The following is an 18,961-nucleotide window of genomic DNA, read 5'->3' as shown; positions in this document are numbered from 1 at the left end:
CTAATCTGTGGTATACTGAAAGTACATAAATTCTAGTTTTGCCGATTTGACGCTGGACACGTCAGTCGGCTTTTTTGTGCGTAAATAACATGGCTTGTGCATTGATTCCTTGTGCGACCAACTTTTCTGCAAGTACATGCGTGCTACTGTCTGCGCGCTTCATATGTTGCATAACCCTCACTTGTTTAAACATTTCTAGCAACGTCTCCGCACGGAATACAGCTTCCTCCATGTCATCCGTCCAGTTACATAACTCCAATGCTTCAATTTGATGCATGGCCATCTTCTTTAAATCAGCCGCTCTTTCAATGTCTGCTCTACGATAATTTGATAGTTTCATAGTGTCCTCCTAAAAAATAAGTGTTATGAATCCTGCTACCATCGTGCTGACGGTATTAATGATATCTGGCAATGTATGCAATACTTCCGTTCCGTATAGAAAGGCAATGCCCAAGTCGACTGTCTGCGTCTGTACTGTCCAATCTCGGAAGATATCTAGTGCTGGGTACTTCTCGCCCCGCTCGATTTTCGATACATCTGACTGATTGATGTTGAGCGCAAACGCCAACTCCTCTTGCTTCAAGCCTTGACTCTTTCGGCATTGCCTTAAAAATTTCCCGATTTCCATTGGCTCACCCCCTCTCAATATTCCAGATTGGACTATATGCCGTTGAAGCATATAAGCCGGAGTGGAATTTAATACTCTTGTAGGGTGTTGTATTCTAGTAATAGACCTACTCATAACCCTCGTGTTACGCTTCGTAAGTAACCTCTGAATCTAGTGGAGCAAACCCCTCCGCTCCGCTAGATCACTTCTAAGCTATCCGTTTAGGGATCCACGCTTCTACGTAATAGATTGCTGATTGTAAATCTTTGCGTAGAACATCTTTATATGAAGCAACACCGAAACGGTCTTTAATTTCTCGATATAGTTCACGAAACAATTTTCTTCTTACTTGATCATCGCTTTCAATTTCATAAACCCGAGCGCCTACTGCTCTTTGCAACCTCCGCTGCATGCCATAATCTAGCGTCATCTGGTTCTCTACCTTGTCTTTCAATTGAGCGACATCCACTTTTATAGCTTCCACTTCTTCCGATGTTTCTAGTGATAGTCTCATAGAAGCTTTTAGTTGCTCAGTTGGACTCAGTGCCCTTACTTGGTTTTGAGTCGTGTAATATTCATCAATCAACTTTTCGTATGCATCCCATGCTTGATCTGTATTTAAAGATTTCGCTTGAAGCCATGCGCCCTTTTCAGTCCAGAGATACAAAACAGATGTGAATTTTAGGCTTCCGTCAATTTGACCTGACCCTTTAAACTCTCTTAGTTCTTCACCGGATAATGCGAAGTAATGCTTGCCTGGTGTATATCTTTCTGCATTTCGCTGAAAGTTTCGGTTGATAATGCCATTATCAGTTCCGAATGATTCTGCTAGTTGCGCTGTTGTTAAAACCCTGTTTCCTTCTCTCTCAATAATTGATAGATTCACATTGTTTCCTCCTTTTAGTAGGTATATTTTTCCTCCTTGTCGAATAGTGACAGTGGAGGAGGTGATAACATGATTATGAAATGGAAACCACAGACGCTTGTTCATTCTGTTTTACTGCCTAGAGTGAAAGTGGATGATCCGCCGAAAACTTATGAGATGACCAGAGACGCTAAAGGGAATTTGCGAATCGGTGATTTCATTAAAGGCGAGAAAGCGTTTATACAAACCTTTCAAAAAATATTAAGAACCGAGAAAAAACCGAATCACCCATACGGCTTAATGGATTTACTGCCGTATTCTACGAGACAAATAGCATTTAATCAGCAATGTGAAAGACTCGCGACCGCTATTGTTAATCACCGATGCTCTGATTCATCAGAAGGGAATCCGAGCGGTTTAGGTTATACAGTCGATGAAGTGAAACTAATCGAGTGGGATAGCGAAAAGAACGAGTTATTTATCACTATTGTTGCTGATGGTCTTGATTCTCCGGTTCGTGTAAATGTTCCAGAACACTTAGGACAGCAGCACCCGCCGAGTTAGCGATATCGTGTAAAATCGAGACTTCACTTTTATCCCAGTCATCAGACCAATGATCCATGAATACTTTGTTGAATTCCTTTTTATCGAAAGTTGCCGTTCCAGCGGCAACTTTCACTAAATTGGTATAACTGTTTACCAGTTCCGCTAATCCCTTTGTGTCTCCCTGATGCTCCGCTTCATAGATGATTCTTTGTTTTAACGCTTCGAGTACTTCATTCATATTTCATCCTCCTATCTGAATTTTCTTTTTAGAAAAGCACCAACACTTACCTAGCAAATTAATTTGAAGCCAAGCTTCTGCATATCTGACTCCGGACTCTTCATATTTAGTGATGTAATGTTTCAACACTCTCCCCGCCTCCTCTATAGAAGATTTCCAAAAACCTAACTACCGAAGTTGTAAACCAAATCGTAATTACTCCGGTTCTTAATCCATTGCAGCAGTTGATCCGTTACAATCTTGGCGTGACCAAAATCATGAGTGACTGGAAAGCCTTGAATTTTTGCTGCACGGTGCACTGTTGTGTAACTCACACCCAGCAAGTCTGCAGCCTCTTGCAATGATAGTAAGATTGGTAGTTGGCGTTCGCGTAAAGCTTCACCAACCGCCCGATTTACTGCTGCATTGATAAGCTCGTTTAATTCTGTTGCATTTGTCACAATTACTTCAGACATCTTTCTCCCTCCTATCCGACTTCTTTTCTCACACCCATCAAACTGAAATTGAATCACTGCTCATTAAATCTGATTGTCGCTCTCCTAATTGATTCATGGCGCAGGTGGCTATTCGAATGCAGTTTGTTGGGTGTGAGCAACGTATTACTAAATTACTTTTTCTTTGTTCAAGGTATGAGAATCTTGTACTAAACTACCGAATAAAAAGAACATATCTTGTTCTAGTATTCTCGCTATTTTAAGTGCAGTTTCTAAAGGTGGAGAGATATGACCATTTTCCCAGTTAGCAACTGATTGCTTACCTTTATAGCCAAGCATTCTAGCAAGAGTTTCTTGGGATAGTCCTTTTTCTTTTCGAGAGTTTATTAAATTTAAGTTTTTCATGACCTCACCTCCTGTATGAATAACTTGTACCCTTAGTATACATACAAGATTCTTGTACGTCAACAATTAAATACAATTATCTTGTACTTTTAATTAATCTTTATTCATATCATGTACAATATACTTGTACCTATTAGATTTAGAGGTGATCGAATGCTATCTCAAAGATTAAAAGAATCACGAAAAAACAGAAAGCTAACACAAGATGAGTTAGCTTTAAAAGTAAACACAACAAAAAGTACAATTAGTAACTACGAGAACGGACATAGCACGCCATCAAATGATATGTTGATACTGTTATCCAATGCACTACAAATAACCACGGATTATCTTTTAGGTACGTCTGATAATCCTACATTGACAGAGGATGATGAATTCCAAGCCTTCGCCAACGATCCGGATATGGAGCGCTGGTATAGACAGCTCCCAGACAACGACGAAGAAGACCTTCGCAAGCTACGACAAATGTGGGATATAATCAAAAGTGATAGTAAAAATAAATAAACTTTGCAATACACGGTGTAATTAGCCGTGTATATTTTTACAGTGAGTATAGTTATATCTCACTAAGTAGTGTATGTGAGACAAATTATTTAGGAGGGATACCGTGGTTGATTTTTTAGTATTTGTAGTCGGGCTTGTTTTCATGGTTGGGACAGTAATGTTGATTTGGGCTTTCATTAAAAAGAAACCTAAAAAGAAAGCAGCGATTATTACCGGAATTGGATTTGTTTTGGTAGCTATCGTCGGATCTCTACTTCCTGAAACCGAAGATGATATTGTTGCAGAGAAAGAAAAAGTAGTTGTTGATTCCCAAACTAAGAATGATTCAAACAGCCAAACCGAGAATATTGATGTGAAGAAAGAAAAGAAAACTGAAGTTAATGTGCTGGATGTTAGCGGAAAAATTAAAGCATCAGCTAGCCAAGGGGTAATCGATGTCAACGTGAAGACTAATATACCCGACGGCGGTCTAATCAAGTTGTCTATATTGGACAACGAATTAAAAACCATAGAAGACTATGCAACTGTGGAAAATGGTGAAATCAGCAAGACTATGAAAATACCAGAAGACCGTATGCCTGGCGAATATATGGTGAGTGCATTCTTTAATTTTGATGATAAACAGCACCCGCAACCAGAAGAAATCAAGAATACTTATGGAAATAAGGGCGAAAAAATTACTGGGGATTTAGAGTTTTTTAATAGCATAGACGGAAAAAACGCTGATTTTGAACCCGTAAACATTCCTTACCCTTCCCCATCTGTGGTAGAAGAAAAAAAGACTACCGATTTTGAAAACTCTATATTAGAACTTATTGAATTAAGCGGGGGCATAATCACTAAAATTTATCCCGCAGAAGAAGATTGGAGTATAGTGAAAGTTGTTGTAAGCGACACTTGGTACATTTCAGCTGACCATGAAAAAGAGAGATTTGTAGAACAGGTAGGAGGCACGATTGAGAAATATGTAATAGGTGCCGGAAAAACTGACGGTGTTGTGCATACCTACTTTGTCGATAGTTACGGAAAGGAATTGGCAACTCCTAAAATTTTAGGAGGCTATAAAATAAAAAGATAATATATAACAGCCCTATCTAGGGCTTTTCTTTCACCAACAAAAAGAACATATGTTTGATAGGTGGTTATTTTATGTATCAAAACACTCATTTAGAAGACTATATCCAGCAACTCTATAAAGAGCTATCCATAGAGCAACCGGAGCAATTAAATAAGTATGTCATCGCAGATCAATTAAATGTAGGCGTTTATCTAACTAGTAATACGAGTGAAGCTTTTTATTGGCAAGACCGTTATTATATTTTTATTGATAGAAATCTAGATAGTCGACAACGCTGGCAAGACTTCGGTCATGAACTGTGCCATGTATTGCGTCACTCTGGACATCAAGGGCATATGCCTGTCCCCTTTCGTGAGTTACAGGAATGGCAGGCCGACAATTTTATGTATCATTTTTGCGTGCCGACATTTATGTTGCGAAAAATTCATTTACCGTATGATCAATTTGAAGCTATCAGATTAATTTCGGAAACATTTAACGTTGAATATAGCCTTGCTGTTAAAAGATTAGAAATGTACCACAGAAAGGATGTGCATAAAATGATCTACGCTTCATCAACCGAAATATATAAATAGCAACTTTAATCGAGAGGAGAGATACTTATGTACTGTCGTAAATTAAACAACGGAAAATGGTCATGCACCACTGACGCTACACCTAATCCCCTAACTGGTCAGAGGCGACAAGTAACACGCCGTGGCGACACAAAGAAGGAAGCATTACAAAGAGCCCAGGTAGCTGCAGAAGAATTATCTAAACAGAGACAACCACAAAAAAGACTCGTCCAGGAAGTTTATGACGACTGGTTAAATGTATACAGAGAAACGGTTAAAGCTTCATCAGTAAAAGCTAGAATGGTGGCAATGCGTCCCTTTATTGATAAGCATGGCAACCACTTGATCAGCAAGTTACAAATAAACGACATACAGAAATTCTTAGTTGAAAGACGCGATACAGATATTTCGAAACATCATATTGCCTCTACTCGCACCGCATTGAACTTATTGTTTGAATTTGCTTTTAAAAATGATTATGTCGAAAAGAACATAGTGAAAGATACTGTAATTCCGAAAGCTAACAAGAAATCACAACAACTTGTTAACTCCAAGAAAAAGTATCTTGAAAAAGATGAGATCCAAAGCTTTTTATCCGGTGTAAAATCTTCTGGTAGAAGAAACGCTTATCCCTTAGCACTCACCATGCTTTCTACCGGCTTGCGTGTCGGAGAGGTATTAGCGCTTACCTGGGATGATATCGACTTGGAAAAGCATAGGCTGGTGGTCAGCAAAACGTTGTTTGAAAAGGCTTCTGATGAAGGTGGGTTTGAATTGGTACCTCCGAAAACAGAAGACTCCAATCGAACAGTTTCGTTTAACCAGGATCTGGCTGAAGAATTAAAAAGAATGAAAGTCCAATATAATAAAGAAAAGCTGATCGGTTTACGGGATCCGAAATCCGAGTGGTGCAATCTAGTCTTTACAGGTAGGAGTCAGCAGCCTGTCCGTGCTGTCACAATCGCTGCGGTTTTCAACAAAATATATAAGGCGTATGGAATTGAAGACGTTAGCGGCACCCATATCTTGCGGCACACACATATCACCATGCTTGTCGAAGCCGGCGTGGACTTGCCTGTCATCATGGAACGTGTCGGACACTCGAACATAAATATCACTCTCGACATTTACACGCATGTCACGAAAAAAATGCAGAAGCAAAGTGACGACAAAATTAATGAGTATTTCCGCCAATTTATCTAAAATCAAAATAAATGTGGTTTTTCTGTGGTTTTTCGACTTGCCAAGTCTCCTATAAACCCTTGCGAGCGCTGTAGTTGCGCTCTTCCCACTCCCCAACGTTTAAGATGATCATCATTTCAATTAACGTAAAACCTTTCTCATTCTTCCGCAACATTATTCCTCCTTTTAGATAGTGTCGATCATCTTATAAACAGGTAATAAAATAGATAAATAGGATAATAAAATACAAACCGCCAGAATTCCAAATAAGGCGGGCTGTAAAATCGTTATCCACTGTGTAATCTTCTCCTCCAACTGTTCACTCGTATGTTCGCTATACAGCATAAGTTCTTTCGGTAAGTATCCAGTATCGGCTCCGTGTTTCGCAAAATCCGCTAGACGTGGTGAGAGTCCTTCTGTTAAACGTATAGCTTCATGTAAAGATTCCCCATAAATGACGTGTTCACTTAGTTCTTTCGTGATAACGGATAATATAAGGTCCTCTGTCTGCTCCACTAGAACAGCTAATGCGCTTTGCATAGAAAGTCCAGATTGTAATAAGCTCCCAAGCTCACTGGCGAAATCCCTAGTTTTCATTTCACAATAAAATGTTCTGATTTGAGGAATTCTTACTATATAGTGCAAAACTTCATATGGAGACAATCTTCTTAACCACAAGCGAACTACAAGAAAACCGACAGCAAATAGAATAGCCATAACTAGCAAAAGGTCTGGTATCGATGAAACGAGTTTCGGTAGTAATTGAACGAATCCTCCACTGTCATTCGCCCGCATGACAGTCAATGCTTCAAAATTCGGTAAGAAAAATTGCCGAAACGCGACTAATAAAATTAATAAGAAAGAAAACAGAACACTTGGATACGCCAACAGTTTACGAACTTGTTTCTGCTTCTCCGTTTTTCTATTGACACGATCCGCCACTTCTTTCAACGCGCGGATCAAGTTGCCGTCCACTTCTGCAATAACGATCGGCAACATGATACTTTTACCAAAACCTAAACTCTTCAGAATATGCGAAACACCATATCCCATCTTCAACTCTTCTTCTACTTGCAGAAGTTTTTCCTCATACTCTTTCGTGTGATAAGGCAATATCAGGATGAGTCCTTCATGAAAGGTATATCCTTCTTGTAATAACACTGACAGTCGTACTAGAAACTCCGCCGGCTTTGTTAATTTTTTATTGGAAGATGGACTAAATAATCTAATCCGTTTCATACAGCACCTTTTCATACAACGCTTGTTGTACTTCAATTTTCTTATTAATAGGAGTCGTAAACCGTAGACCTTTCACCATTGATTCCGTAGCCAATTGCAGATCTGACTCTTGCAATATTTCAAAAACTGCTGCCGCTTCTCCAGACTGTTGTATAATCAGTCGCTGAGCGGATATTGCAATGATGGTCTGTCTGAGTTCTTCCACATGAATTCCAAGGTCTACTAAGCGATATAAGCAACCTACCGGATCTTTCGCATGGATGGTGCTAAGAACTAAGTGTCCCGTCAACGCCGCTTCAACTGCGATTTTAGCTGTCTCTGCATCACGTATTTCGCCAATCATGATGACATCGGGTGAATGACGCAAAATCGCTTTTAACCCAGCAGAATAGGAAATACCAGAACGTTCATTCACTTGAATTTGTAGCAGATGACTGTGATTATTCTCTACAGGATCTTCGAGTGAAATGACATGACGCTTAAGTTCGGAAACGCAATGGGAAGTTAAGGAGTATAATGTAGTCGTTTTACCAGAACCAGTTGGTCCGGTGACAAGAAACAGTCCTTGTTTATAAGCGGCAGCTTCAGCCAACTGTTGTGTCCATTCTGGATTGAGACATAGCTGGTTGAGCGGAACGATTTTATCGTGTTTCTGAATACGGATCGCGACACTTTCCCTCAATTGAATAGATGGAATGGTCGAGACGCGAAAAGAGAAGTTGCAGTCTAAGATAGACCGGTGAAAGGAACCACTTTGCGGACGACGTTGTTCACTGATATCTAAAGAAGATAAAAATTTATAGAATGAAATTAACCGTCCGCCTAATGTATGAGGATACTGCCCGATTTTTGAAAAATACGAGTGCTTGCGAATTGTCACGTCATATCCTTCTATCGTCGGCACGAAATGAATATCTGTCGCTTCTGAATGAATTGCTTTCTCAAGCAACTCCAAACACGTTTTTTCTATAATGTTCTTTTCAGTTTCCATAGTTCTCTCCTTTCTCCATTCGACAAAAGACCACTTTTTATCTTAGAAAGAAGTATATATGGAAATTAAATTGTTTGAAAACGCATGACATTTATGTTAATTCATTTTTCGTAGTCTATATGGGGTCATAATTCATTTCTTTACGTCAATTCGCTATCAAAAATCAATTTTCACATTATTTTCATCATAGGTTCTGTTATACTATAATCAGCTACTATCTTAATCTGTTCGGACAAGTACACTCTTTTGACACAATGTGAAATTGATTGGAGTTTACTTTTGGGCTGACGTTCTATTATAATGGATAAGAGCTTATTGTAATGTTGTGAAGGAGGGATTCTTAGATGGATAATATGTTTAAACTTTTAGGATTCTGGTCAGGTATTTTTGCGGTAATGTTCTTTGTAGGAAATATGGTTCCGGCTGCTTTACTTATGGTAGCAGGCACAATCTTCTTTGTTCTACTAGGATACTTGAAGCTTTCAGAGCGTATGTATATTTACCTATTCGGAGCATACCTGATGATCTTCATGGTTGGTTTTAGTTACTATTCTATTTTCATTCACGTACCTGGCGGAGGACACTAATCCGTACATACAAAAAACAGCTTCCCCAGTGGAAAGCTGTTTTTTGTTTGCTTTATTTTGATCAAAATCCGTGTAAGTATGGGTTTTGGTCTTTTTCAATTCCGATGGTTGTCGCAGGTCCATGTCCTGGATAGACCAACATCTCATCGTCCAGTGACAATAAATTTTCGTGAATCGCTTTGAGCAATGTCTCCGTATCGCCACCAGGCAAGTCGGTACGGCCTACGCTTCCTTGGAACAATGTATCGCCTACGATTGCGAACCCTTCATCTTCAAAGATATAACAAACGCTTCCAGGCGAGTGTCCAGGCACATGACGTAGCTCCATCTTAAACGGGCCCACTTCCAAATGCTTTTCATCATGAAGTAGTACGTCAGCAGGATGACAAACCACGTCAGGTAATACGGGGTATTTAGCCGAACCGTTTAACTCAGGACTCCCTAGCCATTTCTTTTCCGCCACATGCAAATACACGGGAATATCAAAAGCAGTTCGAATTTTTTCCACCGCTCCGATATGGTCAAAGTGTGCATGCGTCAGCAAAATGGCAACTGGCTTCAAAGATAACTTTCGTAATTCCGATAGTAATGCCTCTCCATCTTCACCTGGATCGAATAGTAAACAATTTTTCTCTTCGTCTTCCAATATGTAACAATTCGTCTGAATTGGACCTAATGGACGTATATGTATCCTCATTTACCTCACCTCTTAGTCTAATATTAATGAATATGGACACAAACTTCAAATAATCGTCATTATTTAATCTCGACAAAACGATTCATTAACAGTACAATAGAGGAGGAATATCGCTTTATGGCATTCATTTTTTCAATGTTGAAAGGAGTGTCTACTCAATGAATTTATTAGTCATCATTTTTGGATTGATTGCAATTTTAGCAGTCTTTGGAACGGTCCAAGCTTTTAAAGAGCGGAATCTGTTAAGTATAGTATTCAATGTGGTAACGGTTGTAGTTATCGGAGGATTTACGATCGCTACTGTTATATATTCTGGATACCCGCCACAACTCCACAAATAAGTTCCAAAAAATAAGGACACCCTTTCATTGGGGATGTCCTTATTTTTTTGATTCGTTAATAGGAAGTATTGATGCTTCGGCGAAACGCATTCTAGCTTATATTTCATTCCCCACGTAAAATAGTAACTCTCACATTTATTCTTGCGGCTTGATATCTAGCCACTTTACCGTCTCACCGGTCTCTATATCCATCCACGTATCCAAACTATATCCAATGAGACACTTGTTGTCTTTGCAAACTAAGGAGCCGCCTGCCTCTAGCTCTTGGCGCTTTACTTCTTTACCGTCCTGTATCTTCACTAGAAAACTAGTTGGCCTCATCTCGGTTTGATTGGTAACAGTCATCATCAATGTAGTATCATCTGAAAATGCAGCGTGATCCATCACGAATGAATCATCTTCGGAAAACCATAAATGTTTCTCTTTCCCGTTAGCATCTATTACAGTGTATCGTATGTGCTTATCTTCAAATGATTCAATCAATACTTGGTCTGAAGAGGTATGGAATTGGTTGGCGTTATTCGCGAGTATAGTCTCTTCCCCCGTAGACAGCGCTTGTTTTATTACAACTACGTCTTCCATGTACACCAACTCTTCTGCACCTAGCCAACGAGGAAACGGATCAGGTAGTTCTACCGCTACCAATGTATCGTCATTCGCGTCATAGCGCATGATTTCGTAACTCCAATCATCAGAGAAAGCGGTAATCAGTAATTGTGAAGCATCGGATTCGTTCCATTGAATTTCAAGTTCTGAAGATTCTACCGACACTTCATTTAATTTAGTACCCGCATGATCGAGTATATGTATGACAGCTTCTGTTGAGTCGTCCGCTGTTTTGACTAGCAGTTGCGAAGCGGTAGGATGTACTTGCACTTCTGAGATCGTTGCAGTCGTCGTAAATAAAGTATGTATATCTCCCGTCTTCCAATCAAACGACAGTAGACGATCTTCAGCGTCTTTTTGATTGACGAACAAAATCGCCATTTCGTTCAACCAGCCTGCCACAAAACGAATATCCTCTTGTGAAGCTGTAAGTTTTTCTACTGGCTCGGCTTCATTTTCTACTAGTTGTTCTTCTTTTTCAACATCTTCAGATCGCGTACATGACATTAAAAACAATGCACACACTATTGAGATAAGAATTCTTTTCACTTGTTCACTTCCTTTTCAGTTGGTTAAAAAAAAGCTGCACGGCATAGGCAGCCGCGCAGCTCATCAATTTATTTACTTTCTTTCATTTCAGGACTGCCGTCTGGTCTTTCTTTAAAGCGAAGCAAGTCACCGTTGATGAGAGCATCCGAATAATTCAATTCAGTATTCGCACGCTCAATATACGGCTCACATTGTGCTTCATCTATTGCGGGTTCTCCTGTTTCGATGTCATAGCAAACTTCCTGAGCGTAAATATTTTTGTCTGTGACAAGTCGGCCGTCACGGAAAATGACAAACGGTTCATGATCTGGTGAAAATAAATCGGAACCGAATTGCATATCTGCTTTCGTATCAATTCCCAGTAGGTGAAGAATAGTAGGTCGGATATCTACCTGTCCGCCAAGCTCATGCATTTTCTTACCTTCACCAGAACCTGGTATATGAATGAATAATGGAACCTTTTGAAGTTCTGCATTATCGAATGGTGTAATTTCTTTATCCATATACATACCCATTGCTTTATTGTGATTTTCAGAAATACCATAGTGATCTCCGTACATGACGATGATCGAGTTTTCATACAAACCGCTTTCCTTCAAGTCATCAAAGAACTCCTTAACCGCTTCGTCCATATATCGAACTGTTTGGAAATACTTATTCAACGTGTTGGAATTTGATGTGTATTCAGGAATTAATTTATCCTGCTCATCCAAATCAAATGGATGATGGTTTGTTAGTGTAATCATTCGAGTAGCAAATGGTTGCTTGATATCTTTCATCAAGTTAACTGACTGGTGGAAAAACGGAATATCTTTCATTCCCCAGTTGACTGCTTCATCCTCACCAATTGTGTAACTATCCACATCGTAAAACTTCTGTACGTTAAGTGCTTTATACATAATATCACGGTTCCAGAAACTCTTACTGTTTGCGTGCATGACACTTGTAGCATAACCATTCTCGCCTAGACGTTCAGAAAGCGAGTTGTATGTGTTACCACTATGCGTAAAGAATACTGCACTACCGTTACGTCCATATAATGAGTTCTCTACGATAAACTCAGAATCGGATGTTTTCCCTAACCCAGTTTGTTGATAAAAGTTATCAAAGTAGAATGTATCTTTATCGTTTGTTAATCCATTTAAAAATGGAGTAATTTCATGTCCATCCATATCATTGTTAATAACAAAGTTTTGTAAGGATTCAAGTGAAACGATAATTACGTTCTTGCCTTTTGCAGTACCAAACATTTTCGGATCTGGTTGCGCATGGTTGGCTTTGACGTAGTTCTCAATTTCTGTCAACTCTGTACCATCAGCAAATGTACGCTGTGCATGAGATTTAGATTGAACGAATAAATCATATAAATGGTAGTTATACGTACCAAGGTTTTTAACGAGTAATTCGCGGTCAAAACTTCTTGTCAACAACTGTGGTCGCTGTGTTTCGGCAAGCGCCAAATTGAACATCATCAACGTAGCAGCGGCGGCAAAGTACACTTTCCGTCCCATTTTACTGCTTGATTCTTGAACTCGTTCTGGACCTTGTTTGAAGAAGCGAATAGCTACTAAAATAATCAAAACATCCGAGAAAAAGAATAGATCAAGGAAACGCAAGTTCTCGGTAATTGAAGAACTTAAATCTGCAAAGTTACTTGTTTGGAACAATAAAGGCAGTGTAATAAAGTCTGTAAAGAAACGATAGAACACAGCATTGGCAAACATGATAAAAGAAGTAATGAAACTGACCGCTACTATATATCGATTACGTGTTTTTGTTTTTTTAATAAATAAAGCCACCCCATAAATAAACAATAGAAATGCTAGGGGATTAATTAGTAAGATAAATTGTTGCATAGCATTATCGATCTTCATATTGAAACTGGTGTAATACCCGATGTAGGTAGTCAACCAAGTTGCGATTACAGCGATAATGAGTACGGAATGCTTAGGCCATGAAAATTTTCTCATTCCATCTCTTCCTTTCGTTTCGTTTAGATATTGTTTTTATTGTCAGCGTATATATATACGTTTGACTGCGTGAAAAGTTTCACATAAGACGAGGAATGAGTAGTTTGTATGATATCAGCTAGTTGTTAGCTGGTTTGTTCTCTTCGCAAAACAAGCAATGCTTGCATATATGTTTGTTGATCAATAAATTGATGATCATACAGTTCTTTGACTTCGGACTCCATGACGATGCTGTCCTGTCTTTTATTTCCTGTATAGATGATTACACCATACCGTTTAAGCAATTTCATCACATCATAAAATTCATTCATTCGCGTCACGTGCTTTCTGACAATCTATAATATGTGTGTCTGTGTAAATATAGGACACCGGAACGTCATGCGGTTCCTTAATTATATTATGGCGGATTTGACAGTCAAATGCCAGTGATATCGTTTCAAATGGAAAAATTATCAAATAGCGATCGTAGTAACCGCCACCGAATCCAATCCGGTAACCAGTCTCTGAATACACGACACCGGGTACGATTTGTAAGTCTATTTCTTCAGGTTTTATAGACTCTGTCATATCTATTTTCGGTTCTTTCAAATCCATATAGACTACTTCTGTTTGATCAAATGAATCAATTAAACGAAAATCCATTTCCCTCGTTGAGGAGATACATCGGGGAATCGCAACTCGCTTCCCGGCTTGCCAAGCGATTTCTATCAAACGACGCGTGTCCACTTCCGGAAATCTAGATAATGTGATTCCGATTGTCTCTGCATACTTAAATTCATCCGAAGCAAGAACTTTTTCTACTATACTAGCTGATTTTTGTTCGTGATCAGATGGAGTTAATTGATGTAATTGCTGTATAACCTGTTTTCGAAGATGCTGCTTTTCCACTGTTCTACCTCCCGTAAGAAAAAACCAAAACCGAAGCAGGTTTTGGTTTTAATGATTATTTCGTTTCACGGTGCAAAGTTTGCTTTTTTTCACGTGAGCAATATTTCATCATTTCAATACGTTCTGGATTATTACGCTTGTTTTTCTTAGTAATATAATTACGCTCTGCACATTCTGTACAAGCGAGTGTTACGTTTACGCGCATTACTGTCCCTCCCACTCAATAGCTATAGATATAAGTAAAACATGAGCATGATTTATACGACTAATATATTATACCATAGATTCAATCAATGTACAGCAAAAAAAATCAAATATCATTCATCATGTGCTTATGGTATTATGAAGAAAATTCTAGTTATGCGGGAGGGAAACAATATGGATATCCCCTTAATATTACTCAGTATTGGTGTATTGGCTGTTATCCTATCGTTTTTTATCGGAAATAAGACTCGTGCGATGGATGAGGAATTGGAAATGGTTTCGATTAGCCTTCATCAGGAGATGAGTAATCTAAAAAAGAGAGTGCGGTTGCTTGAAGAGGAATTGATGGTTGCATCCCCGACTTCCGATCCCATTGCACCAGCACCCCAAAAAACGATACACGCTATTATAGTCAATCAAATTATCTCTCTTCACAAACAAGGCTACACGGTCCCCGAGATCGCAAAACGCGCTTCACTAAGTGAAAAGGAAGTAACGGACGTGCTACATTCCAAAGGAGTGCGGTTGTCATGATCAAGGAAATCTTGCGTGCTGTAGGTATTGGTTGTTTACTAGCTGGTGGCATTCTGTATTTCGTACAACAACAAACATCCGAAGGTTCGTTGCAGAAGCAATTAGCGGATACAAAAGAAGAGATAGCCATCCTAAAAAAAGAACTGGCGATTGCACAGACAGTGTCCCGGAAAGATGCTATCCGTCAACCAGAATCTGAACAGGATACGATTCCAGAGGAAAGTGAAGCGGAAGAAATTGTCACGAAGAGTTTCACGGTTAAAGCAGGCATTACACCTGCCGAGTTATCACGTGAATTACAAAACGAAAAATTAATAAAAAACGCCGAAGAATTTGAACTATATATCATTGAAAATGATTACACACGAAAAATTAAAACCGGTACATATGAATTACGCTCTGATATGCGCTTTCCTGAGATTGCCAAAATCTTTTTACACTTATAATAAAACGACGAAAACCATTTGGTTTTCGTCGTTTTTGTATGGATCAATCCTTGTTACTTCTGTATCTTCACATTCGGAGACGCGTTGTCAGCCTGTAAACTTCTCTGTCTTTTTTGTTCAAAGTATACATCGAGTGCTTCTTTGGCTATTTCACTTGCCGTGGCAGATGGATAGCGTTTCGTATTCGTTGAAATATAGGGAATGATTACTGAATACGCAACTTCAGGTCGATCAGCAGGGGCATATCCTACATGAGACAAGTTAATTGTTGGAATTACAGGATTGGATTTATTACCCGTGTAATAGAATGATTCAGCGGTACCCGTCTTTCCGGCTCCTGTATAGGGTGCGCCCGCTAGTAAACCAGATGCAGTACCATTCGCGCCATAGTATACATAGTGCATACCTTTCTTCACTTGATCGATTTCCGCTTGTGAGTTTTTCAGATGATTCAACACTTTTATGGGTGTTTCTTCAACTAATTCTCCAAGTACTTCCCCATCTGGAGAAGGTTCACGAATTTCTTTCAAAATCTTTGGCGCTATTCGATTTCCATCAGCTGCAATGGTTGCCACATACTGCGCCATTTGCAGAGGAGTATACGTATCAAACTGGCCAATTGAAAAGTCTAGGAGTTTCCCGGGAATCGTTTCCGTACCCGTAACACCTGTATATTCGCCAGGTAAATCAATGCCTGTTTTTACACCTAAACCAAATGCCGCAAAGTTTTCACGGAATGTATCAAACGCTTTTTTGTCGATTGGTAATCCTTGACCCGGTCGGTATGTTGCGTTTCCTAACCCCATCGCAATACGGAACATATACACGTTGGAAGAACGACCGATAGCAGAAATATCGTTTAAAGCCACTCGACCATTCGGATTAAATAAGGACCGTTTGTATCTGCCACCAATATTGATCGGTTGGTCAATTTTCACTTCACCGATTCTTGCGGCTCCTTCATTATAGCCTGTAAGCATGGTCGCCAATTTCACTGTGGATCCCACTTCATACGCTGAAGTAAACGTACCAAATGTGTAATCTTGTATTGCCCATCGTCCCGTCGAGTCATCCTTTGCTACTTTCTTACCAACAAGCGAGAGAATTTCTCCGTTATTCGGATCCAGCATAACAAGAAATGCTGATTCCAACGCACTTGTATTCGGACCTTGTTTTAAACGCAATAATTTATTGGACACGACATCTTCAAGCGCCTTCTGCAAATTAGTATCTGTAGTCAAGATCAGATCTTTACCAGGCTTTCCTTCTTTCACCGTTTTCGTTTCAACGACTTTTCCTGTGCGGTCTTTGATATTTTTCACAATCGTCTTTTGACCTTTCAGTAAGTCTTCGTAATACAATTCCAAATAACTTCGTCCGACGCGATCATTTCGCGAATAATCTCGCGCTAGGAAATAATTTACATGAGAACGAGGAATTCCTTCTATCGGACTCGTCGTAGATCCTAGAATTGCACTATCAGATTTCTTAACTCGATCCCAGTCCGTAGTCGTATTGACGCCCGGCAGTTGATCCAATCTTTCAGAAACCACAGCAAGTTCTTTATCGGTAACGCCATCGCTTTTGATGATCTGTGGGGAGTAGGAGTAACCTGCCATCATTTCTCGATAAATTGCGAGCACTTCTAAATCTTCCGCTGTTAATGTAGCTAGCTCTTCGTCCGTGATCCGGTCGCGCGTCAGCTGGTTAATCTCTCGTTGAATATCTTTCTGAGATTTATTGTCGTCTTTACTGAGCTCGGTTTGTTCTTTCTTAGGTACTTTATCAGCTGCTTTTACAGGATTCAATAAAATCCAGAAATCTCGTTTATCGCCTATTGTCACGCGCTTTGTATCTTGATCAATCAACTTCGCAATTTTTCTAGCAAGCGCAAGCATTTCTTTTGTTGTCGTGGAGGATGTTTTCGTATACGTGATGGCATTTTTCGCCTCATTGTCGACGAGTACTTTCCCGGTACGGTCGAAAATTCTTCCACGCGGGGTGCTCGTGTTGACCGCAATTTCCTCCGTTCGTTCAAGACTGCGTGCATAATCCTCCCCTTTGACGATTTGCATATAACCTAAACGGAATATGAGTAAGGAGAAAAGGACAAAAATCGCTACAAATAAAAAATTCATTCGAAATGCAATATGTTGACGTTGACTCGTTTTGGGCGGCTCCGTCTTTTTTTGGTTTCTCTTCAACAGGAATCTCCTTTCTCAGGAAGTTTATGTATAAGAATTATAGCATGAAAACAATAAAGAACACACATCTAGACGAACTAGATGTGTGTCAGGTTTCAATTACTTATTGTCTTGGTAACGCTTTTCAACTTCATCCCAGTTTACTACGTTCCAGAATGCTGAAATGTAGTCAGGACGACGGTTTTGGTAGTTTAAGTAGTACGCATGCTCCCAAACGTCCAAACCTAGCAATGGTGTTTTACCATCCATATAAGGTGAGTCTTGGTTAGGAGTTGATGTGACTTCAATTTCACCGTTGTTTACAACAAGCCAAGCCCAACCTGAACCGAAGCGAGTTGTTGCAGCTTTAGCGAACTCTTCTTTGAAAGCATCAAAGCTACCGAACTTTTTGTCGATTGCTTCTGCAACTTCCCCAGTTGGGTTGCCGCCACCGTTTGGTGAAAGGATTGTCCAGAACAATGAGTGGTTAGAGTGCCCGCCACCGTTATTACGGACTGCTGTACGCTTGTCCTCTGGAACTTTGTCCAAGTTTGCAACTAATTCGTCAATAGGCATGTTAAGAAGTTCATCGTGACCTTCTAGTGCGTTATTCACGTTCGTTACATACGTGTTGTGGTGTTTCGTGTGATGGATGTTCATCGTTTCTTTGTCGATGTGTGGCTCCAACGCATCATATGCGTATGGTAGTTCTGGTAATGTATAAGCCATTTTCCATTCCTCCTCTAAAATATCTCTGTTTTGCCCTACCACTTCACATTATCAAAATATGAGTCAGCATTCAAAGAAAATGGACTGTTAACGGAGAAATAATAGGAATATGACAATCATCACTACCATAATAGTACCTTTTACAGCAACTGATGTCAGAAAACCAACAACAGAGCCGATTCCTGTGCGAAAAGCTTGTTTGATCCCAGAACGAGTAAAAAGTAGTTCTGCAAGGATTGCGCCAAGAAATGGTCCAGCTAAAATACCCACGACCGGAATGACGAATGGACCAATAAGCAGTCCAATCGTACTTCCCCACATTCCTGCCTTGCTACCGCCAAAACGTTTGACACCGACGAGATTTGCGATCGTATCTGCGCCAAACAATAGCAATACGAATAAGACTTGGATTACCCAAAACAACCACGTTAACTCTTCAAATGAAACGATTGCGCCATAAAGCAGGAAGCCTACCAATAAAAACACAACAGATGGAATGACAGGATAGATCAATCCGACAAACGCGATCGCAAACATGATAATTGCCAATGTCCAACCGATCCATAACATAGTCGTCACTCCTT

Annotated in this window: 27 protein-coding genes; 9 read left to right on the top strand and 18 right to left on the bottom strand. The window is 39.7% G+C overall.

Annotation, left to right across the window (positions count from 1 at the left end; translation table 11 throughout):
* Positions 1–61 precede the first annotated feature (61 nt).
* The 3 genes from CSV63_RS02795 to CSV63_RS02785 form a co-directional block, all read right to left on the bottom strand.
* On the bottom strand, positions 62–340 hold the full coding sequence (locus tag CSV63_RS02795; RefSeq protein WP_099694444.1) for a hypothetical protein: 279 nt from the start codon (positions 338–340) through the stop codon (positions 62–64).
* A 9-nt stretch (positions 341–349) separates the two neighbouring features.
* Positions 350–628 carry a helix-turn-helix domain-containing protein gene (locus CSV63_RS02790; protein ID WP_158233894.1) on the bottom strand — a complete coding sequence of 93 codons (279 nt, stop codon included), beginning with the start codon at positions 626–628 and terminating at the stop codon, positions 350–352.
* Positions 629–815: 187 nt separating this feature from the next.
* The gene (locus tag CSV63_RS02785) at positions 816–1,493 is read right to left on the bottom strand and encodes an ORF6N domain-containing protein (protein ID WP_099694442.1); all 678 of its coding nucleotides are present in this window, start codon (positions 1,491–1,493) and stop codon (positions 816–818) included.
* A 69-nt stretch (positions 1,494–1,562) separates the two neighbouring features.
* On the opposite strand from CSV63_RS02785, the gene CSV63_RS16330 reads away from it, so the two are divergent.
* Entirely contained in the window at positions 1,563–2,036 is a 474-nt protein-coding gene (locus CSV63_RS16330; protein WP_143565376.1) for a hypothetical protein, read from the top strand.
* On the opposite strand, the gene CSV63_RS02780 is transcribed toward CSV63_RS16330, so the two are convergent.
* The 3 genes from CSV63_RS02780 to CSV63_RS02770 all read right to left on the bottom strand — a co-directional run bounded on the left by CSV63_RS02780 (position 1,957) and on the right by CSV63_RS02770 (position 3,095).
* Positions 1,957–2,256 (bottom strand): hypothetical protein, encoded by a 300-nt coding sequence (locus tag CSV63_RS02780; protein WP_099694441.1) that lies wholly within the window; start codon positions 2,254–2,256, stop codon positions 1,957–1,959. The two genes, CSV63_RS16330 and CSV63_RS02780, sit on opposite strands and share 80 nt — an antisense overlap.
* Before the next feature lie 164 nt (positions 2,257–2,420).
* Positions 2,421–2,711, bottom strand: a complete 291-nt coding sequence (locus tag CSV63_RS02775; protein WP_099694440.1) for a helix-turn-helix domain-containing protein — start codon at positions 2,709–2,711, stop codon at positions 2,421–2,423.
* Between the two features lie 147 nt (positions 2,712–2,858).
* On the bottom strand, positions 2,859–3,095 hold the full coding sequence (locus CSV63_RS02770) for a helix-turn-helix transcriptional regulator (protein WP_099694439.1): 237 nt from the start codon (positions 3,093–3,095) through the stop codon (positions 2,859–2,861).
* A gap of 153 nt (positions 3,096–3,248) precedes the next feature.
* Between CSV63_RS02770 and CSV63_RS02765 the strand changes: the two genes are divergently transcribed.
* From CSV63_RS02765 to CSV63_RS02750, 4 genes are all read left to right on the top strand, one after another.
* Positions 3,249–3,599 carry a helix-turn-helix domain-containing protein gene (locus CSV63_RS02765; RefSeq protein ID WP_099694438.1) on the top strand — a complete coding sequence of 117 codons (351 nt, stop codon included), beginning with the start codon at positions 3,249–3,251 and terminating at the stop codon, positions 3,597–3,599.
* A gap of 103 nt (positions 3,600–3,702) precedes the next feature.
* Entirely contained in the window at positions 3,703–4,677 is a 975-nt protein-coding gene (locus CSV63_RS02760) for a hypothetical protein (protein WP_099694437.1), read from the top strand.
* Between the two features lie 71 nt (positions 4,678–4,748).
* The gene (locus CSV63_RS02755; RefSeq protein ID WP_099694436.1) at positions 4,749–5,252 is read left to right on the top strand and encodes an ImmA/IrrE family metallo-endopeptidase; all 504 of its coding nucleotides are present in this window, start codon (positions 4,749–4,751) and stop codon (positions 5,250–5,252) included.
* Positions 5,253–5,279: 27 nt separating this feature from the next.
* Positions 5,280–6,434, top strand: a complete 1,155-nt coding sequence (locus CSV63_RS02750; protein ID WP_099694435.1) for a tyrosine-type recombinase/integrase — start codon at positions 5,280–5,282, stop codon at positions 6,432–6,434.
* Positions 6,435–6,483: 49 nt separating this feature from the next.
* On the opposite strand, the gene CSV63_RS16985 is transcribed toward CSV63_RS02750, so the two are convergent.
* From CSV63_RS16985 to comGA, 3 genes are read right to left on the bottom strand one after another with little or no spacing between them, the layout of a single operon-like run.
* Complete coding sequence (locus CSV63_RS16985; protein ID WP_099694434.1) at positions 6,484–6,588, bottom strand: prepilin-type N-terminal cleavage/methylation domain-containing protein; 105 nt, start codon at positions 6,586–6,588, stop codon at positions 6,484–6,486.
* An 11-nt stretch (positions 6,589–6,599) separates the two neighbouring features.
* Positions 6,600–7,652, bottom strand: coding sequence for a competence type IV pilus assembly protein ComGB (comGB, locus tag CSV63_RS02740; RefSeq protein WP_158233892.1), 1,053 nt, complete (start codon positions 7,650–7,652; stop codon positions 6,600–6,602).
* The gene (gene comGA, locus CSV63_RS02735) at positions 7,639–8,643 is read right to left on the bottom strand and encodes a competence type IV pilus ATPase ComGA (protein WP_099694432.1); all 1,005 of its coding nucleotides are present in this window, start codon (positions 8,641–8,643) and stop codon (positions 7,639–7,641) included. The genes comGB and comGA overlap by 14 nt, the downstream gene beginning before the upstream one ends.
* Before the next feature lie 344 nt (positions 8,644–8,987).
* On the opposite strand from comGA, the gene CSV63_RS02730 reads away from it, so the two are divergent.
* Positions 8,988–9,230: a DUF2626 domain-containing protein gene (locus CSV63_RS02730; protein WP_099694431.1), complete on the top strand. Its 243-nt coding sequence runs from the start codon at positions 8,988–8,990 to the stop codon at positions 9,228–9,230.
* A gap of 61 nt (positions 9,231–9,291) precedes the next feature.
* Here the strand turns inward: CSV63_RS02730 and CSV63_RS02725 are convergent, their stop codons facing one another.
* Positions 9,292–9,927 (bottom strand): MBL fold metallo-hydrolase, encoded by a 636-nt coding sequence (locus CSV63_RS02725; RefSeq protein ID WP_099694430.1) that lies wholly within the window; start codon positions 9,925–9,927, stop codon positions 9,292–9,294.
* 158 nt (positions 9,928–10,085) lie between these two features.
* Between CSV63_RS02725 and CSV63_RS02720 the strand changes: the two genes are divergently transcribed.
* A complete protein-coding gene (locus CSV63_RS02720; RefSeq protein WP_029054522.1) occupies positions 10,086–10,268 on the top strand; it encodes a DUF2759 family protein in 183 nt (60 codons plus the stop codon).
* A gap of 135 nt (positions 10,269–10,403) precedes the next feature.
* On the opposite strand, the gene CSV63_RS02715 is transcribed toward CSV63_RS02720, so the two are convergent.
* From CSV63_RS02715 to rpmG, 5 genes are all read right to left on the bottom strand, one after another.
* Positions 10,404–11,423 carry a YqgU-like beta propeller domain-containing protein gene (locus CSV63_RS02715; protein WP_099694429.1) on the bottom strand — a complete coding sequence of 340 codons (1,020 nt, stop codon included), beginning with the start codon at positions 11,421–11,423 and terminating at the stop codon, positions 10,404–10,406.
* 68 nt (positions 11,424–11,491) lie between these two features.
* Positions 11,492–13,393: an LTA synthase family protein gene (locus CSV63_RS02710; protein ID WP_099694428.1), complete on the bottom strand. Its 1,902-nt coding sequence runs from the start codon at positions 13,391–13,393 to the stop codon at positions 11,492–11,494.
* Between the two features lie 125 nt (positions 13,394–13,518).
* Complete coding sequence (locus CSV63_RS02705) at positions 13,519–13,704, bottom strand: YqgQ family protein (RefSeq protein WP_099694427.1); 186 nt, start codon at positions 13,702–13,704, stop codon at positions 13,519–13,521.
* Positions 13,697–14,281: a 5-formyltetrahydrofolate cyclo-ligase gene (locus tag CSV63_RS02700; RefSeq protein ID WP_099694426.1), complete on the bottom strand. Its 585-nt coding sequence runs from the start codon at positions 14,279–14,281 to the stop codon at positions 13,697–13,699. The genes CSV63_RS02705 and CSV63_RS02700 overlap by 8 nt, the downstream gene beginning before the upstream one ends.
* A gap of 55 nt (positions 14,282–14,336) precedes the next feature.
* On the bottom strand, positions 14,337–14,486 hold the full coding sequence (rpmG, locus tag CSV63_RS02695) for a 50S ribosomal protein L33 (protein WP_029054517.1): 150 nt from the start codon (positions 14,484–14,486) through the stop codon (positions 14,337–14,339).
* A gap of 173 nt (positions 14,487–14,659) precedes the next feature.
* Between rpmG and CSV63_RS02690 the strand changes: the two genes are divergently transcribed.
* Complete coding sequence (locus tag CSV63_RS02690) at positions 14,660–15,019, top strand: hypothetical protein (RefSeq protein ID WP_099694425.1); 360 nt, start codon at positions 14,660–14,662, stop codon at positions 15,017–15,019.
* Positions 15,016–15,465: a hypothetical protein gene (locus CSV63_RS02685; protein ID WP_099694424.1), complete on the top strand. Its 450-nt coding sequence runs from the start codon at positions 15,016–15,018 to the stop codon at positions 15,463–15,465. Before CSV63_RS02690 ends, CSV63_RS02685 begins: the two co-directional genes overlap by 4 nt.
* 53 nt (positions 15,466–15,518) lie before the next feature.
* Here the strand turns inward: CSV63_RS02685 and CSV63_RS02680 are convergent, their stop codons facing one another.
* The 3 genes from CSV63_RS02680 to CSV63_RS02670 all read right to left on the bottom strand — a co-directional run bounded on the left by CSV63_RS02680 (position 15,519) and on the right by CSV63_RS02670 (position 18,947).
* Positions 15,519–17,669, bottom strand: coding sequence for a peptidoglycan D,D-transpeptidase FtsI family protein (locus tag CSV63_RS02680; protein WP_233191930.1), 2,151 nt, complete (start codon positions 17,667–17,669; stop codon positions 15,519–15,521).
* Between the two features lie 99 nt (positions 17,670–17,768).
* A complete protein-coding gene (locus tag CSV63_RS02675) occupies positions 17,769–18,377 on the bottom strand; it encodes a superoxide dismutase (protein WP_099637280.1) in 609 nt (202 codons plus the stop codon).
* Positions 18,378–18,464: 87 nt separating this feature from the next.
* Positions 18,465–18,947, bottom strand: a complete 483-nt coding sequence (locus tag CSV63_RS02670; protein ID WP_099694423.1) for a DUF456 domain-containing protein — start codon at positions 18,945–18,947, stop codon at positions 18,465–18,467.
* Positions 18,948–18,961: the final 14 nt, after the last annotated feature.

The sequence above is a fragment of the Sporosarcina sp. P34 genome (assembly GCF_002743375.1).
GTDB lineage: Bacteria > Bacillota > Bacilli > Bacillales_A > Planococcaceae > Sporosarcina.
The sequence above is the reverse complement of the archived record's forward strand: the minus strand, read 5'-3'. Positions and strand labels throughout refer to the sequence as shown.

Coding starts and splice junctions, on each gene's coding strand:
- CSV63_RS02675 (WP_099637280.1), bottom strand. CDS start 18,377: ATGGCTTATACATTACCAGAACTACCATACGCATATGATGCGTTGGAG.
- CSV63_RS02685 (WP_099694424.1), top strand. CDS start 15,016: ATGATCAAGGAAATCTTGCGTGCTGTAGGTATTGGTTGTTTACTAGCT.
- CSV63_RS02775 (WP_099694440.1), bottom strand. CDS start 2,711: ATGTCTGAAGTAATTGTGACAAATGCAACAGAATTAAACGAGCTTATC.
- CSV63_RS02790 (WP_158233894.1), bottom strand. CDS start 628: ATGGAAATCGGGAAATTTTTAAGGCAATGCCGAAAGAGTCAAGGCTTG.
- CSV63_RS02705 (WP_099694427.1), bottom strand. CDS start 13,704: ATGAATGAATTTTATGATGTGATGAAATTGCTTAAACGGTATGGTGTA.
- CSV63_RS02720 (WP_029054522.1), top strand. CDS start 10,086: ATGAATTTATTAGTCATCATTTTTGGATTGATTGCAATTTTAGCAGTC.
- CSV63_RS02755 (WP_099694436.1), top strand. CDS start 4,749: ATGTATCAAAACACTCATTTAGAAGACTATATCCAGCAACTCTATAAA.
- CSV63_RS02725 (WP_099694430.1), bottom strand. CDS start 9,927: ATGAGGATACATATACGTCCATTAGGTCCAATTCAGACGAATTGTTAC.
- CSV63_RS02765 (WP_099694438.1), top strand. CDS start 3,249: ATGCTATCTCAAAGATTAAAAGAATCACGAAAAAACAGAAAGCTAACA.
- CSV63_RS16985 (WP_099694434.1), bottom strand. CDS start 6,588: ATGTTGCGGAAGAATGAGAAAGGTTTTACGTTAATTGAAATGATGATC.
- CSV63_RS02770 (WP_099694439.1), bottom strand. CDS start 3,095: ATGAAAAACTTAAATTTAATAAACTCTCGAAAAGAAAAAGGACTATCC.
- CSV63_RS02670 (WP_099694423.1), bottom strand. CDS start 18,947: ATGTTATGGATCGGTTGGACATTGGCAATTATCATGTTTGCGATCGCG.
- CSV63_RS02730 (WP_099694431.1), top strand. CDS start 8,988: ATGGATAATATGTTTAAACTTTTAGGATTCTGGTCAGGTATTTTTGCG.
- CSV63_RS02690 (WP_099694425.1), top strand. CDS start 14,660: ATGGATATCCCCTTAATATTACTCAGTATTGGTGTATTGGCTGTTATC.
- CSV63_RS02750 (WP_099694435.1), top strand. CDS start 5,280: ATGTACTGTCGTAAATTAAACAACGGAAAATGGTCATGCACCACTGAC.
- CSV63_RS02780 (WP_099694441.1), bottom strand. CDS start 2,256: ATGAATGAAGTACTCGAAGCGTTAAAACAAAGAATCATCTATGAAGCG.
- comGB (WP_158233892.1), bottom strand. CDS start 7,652: ATGAAACGGATTAGATTATTTAGTCCATCTTCCAATAAAAAATTAACA.
- CSV63_RS16330 (WP_143565376.1), top strand. CDS start 1,563: ATGATTATGAAATGGAAACCACAGACGCTTGTTCATTCTGTTTTACTG.
- comGA (WP_099694432.1), bottom strand. CDS start 8,643: ATGGAAACTGAAAAGAACATTATAGAAAAAACGTGTTTGGAGTTGCTT.
- rpmG (WP_029054517.1), bottom strand. CDS start 14,486: ATGCGCGTAAACGTAACACTCGCTTGTACAGAATGTGCAGAGCGTAAT.
- CSV63_RS02710 (WP_099694428.1), bottom strand. CDS start 13,393: ATGAGAAAATTTTCATGGCCTAAGCATTCCGTACTCATTATCGCTGTA.
- CSV63_RS02795 (WP_099694444.1), bottom strand. CDS start 340: ATGAAACTATCAAATTATCGTAGAGCAGACATTGAAAGAGCGGCTGAT.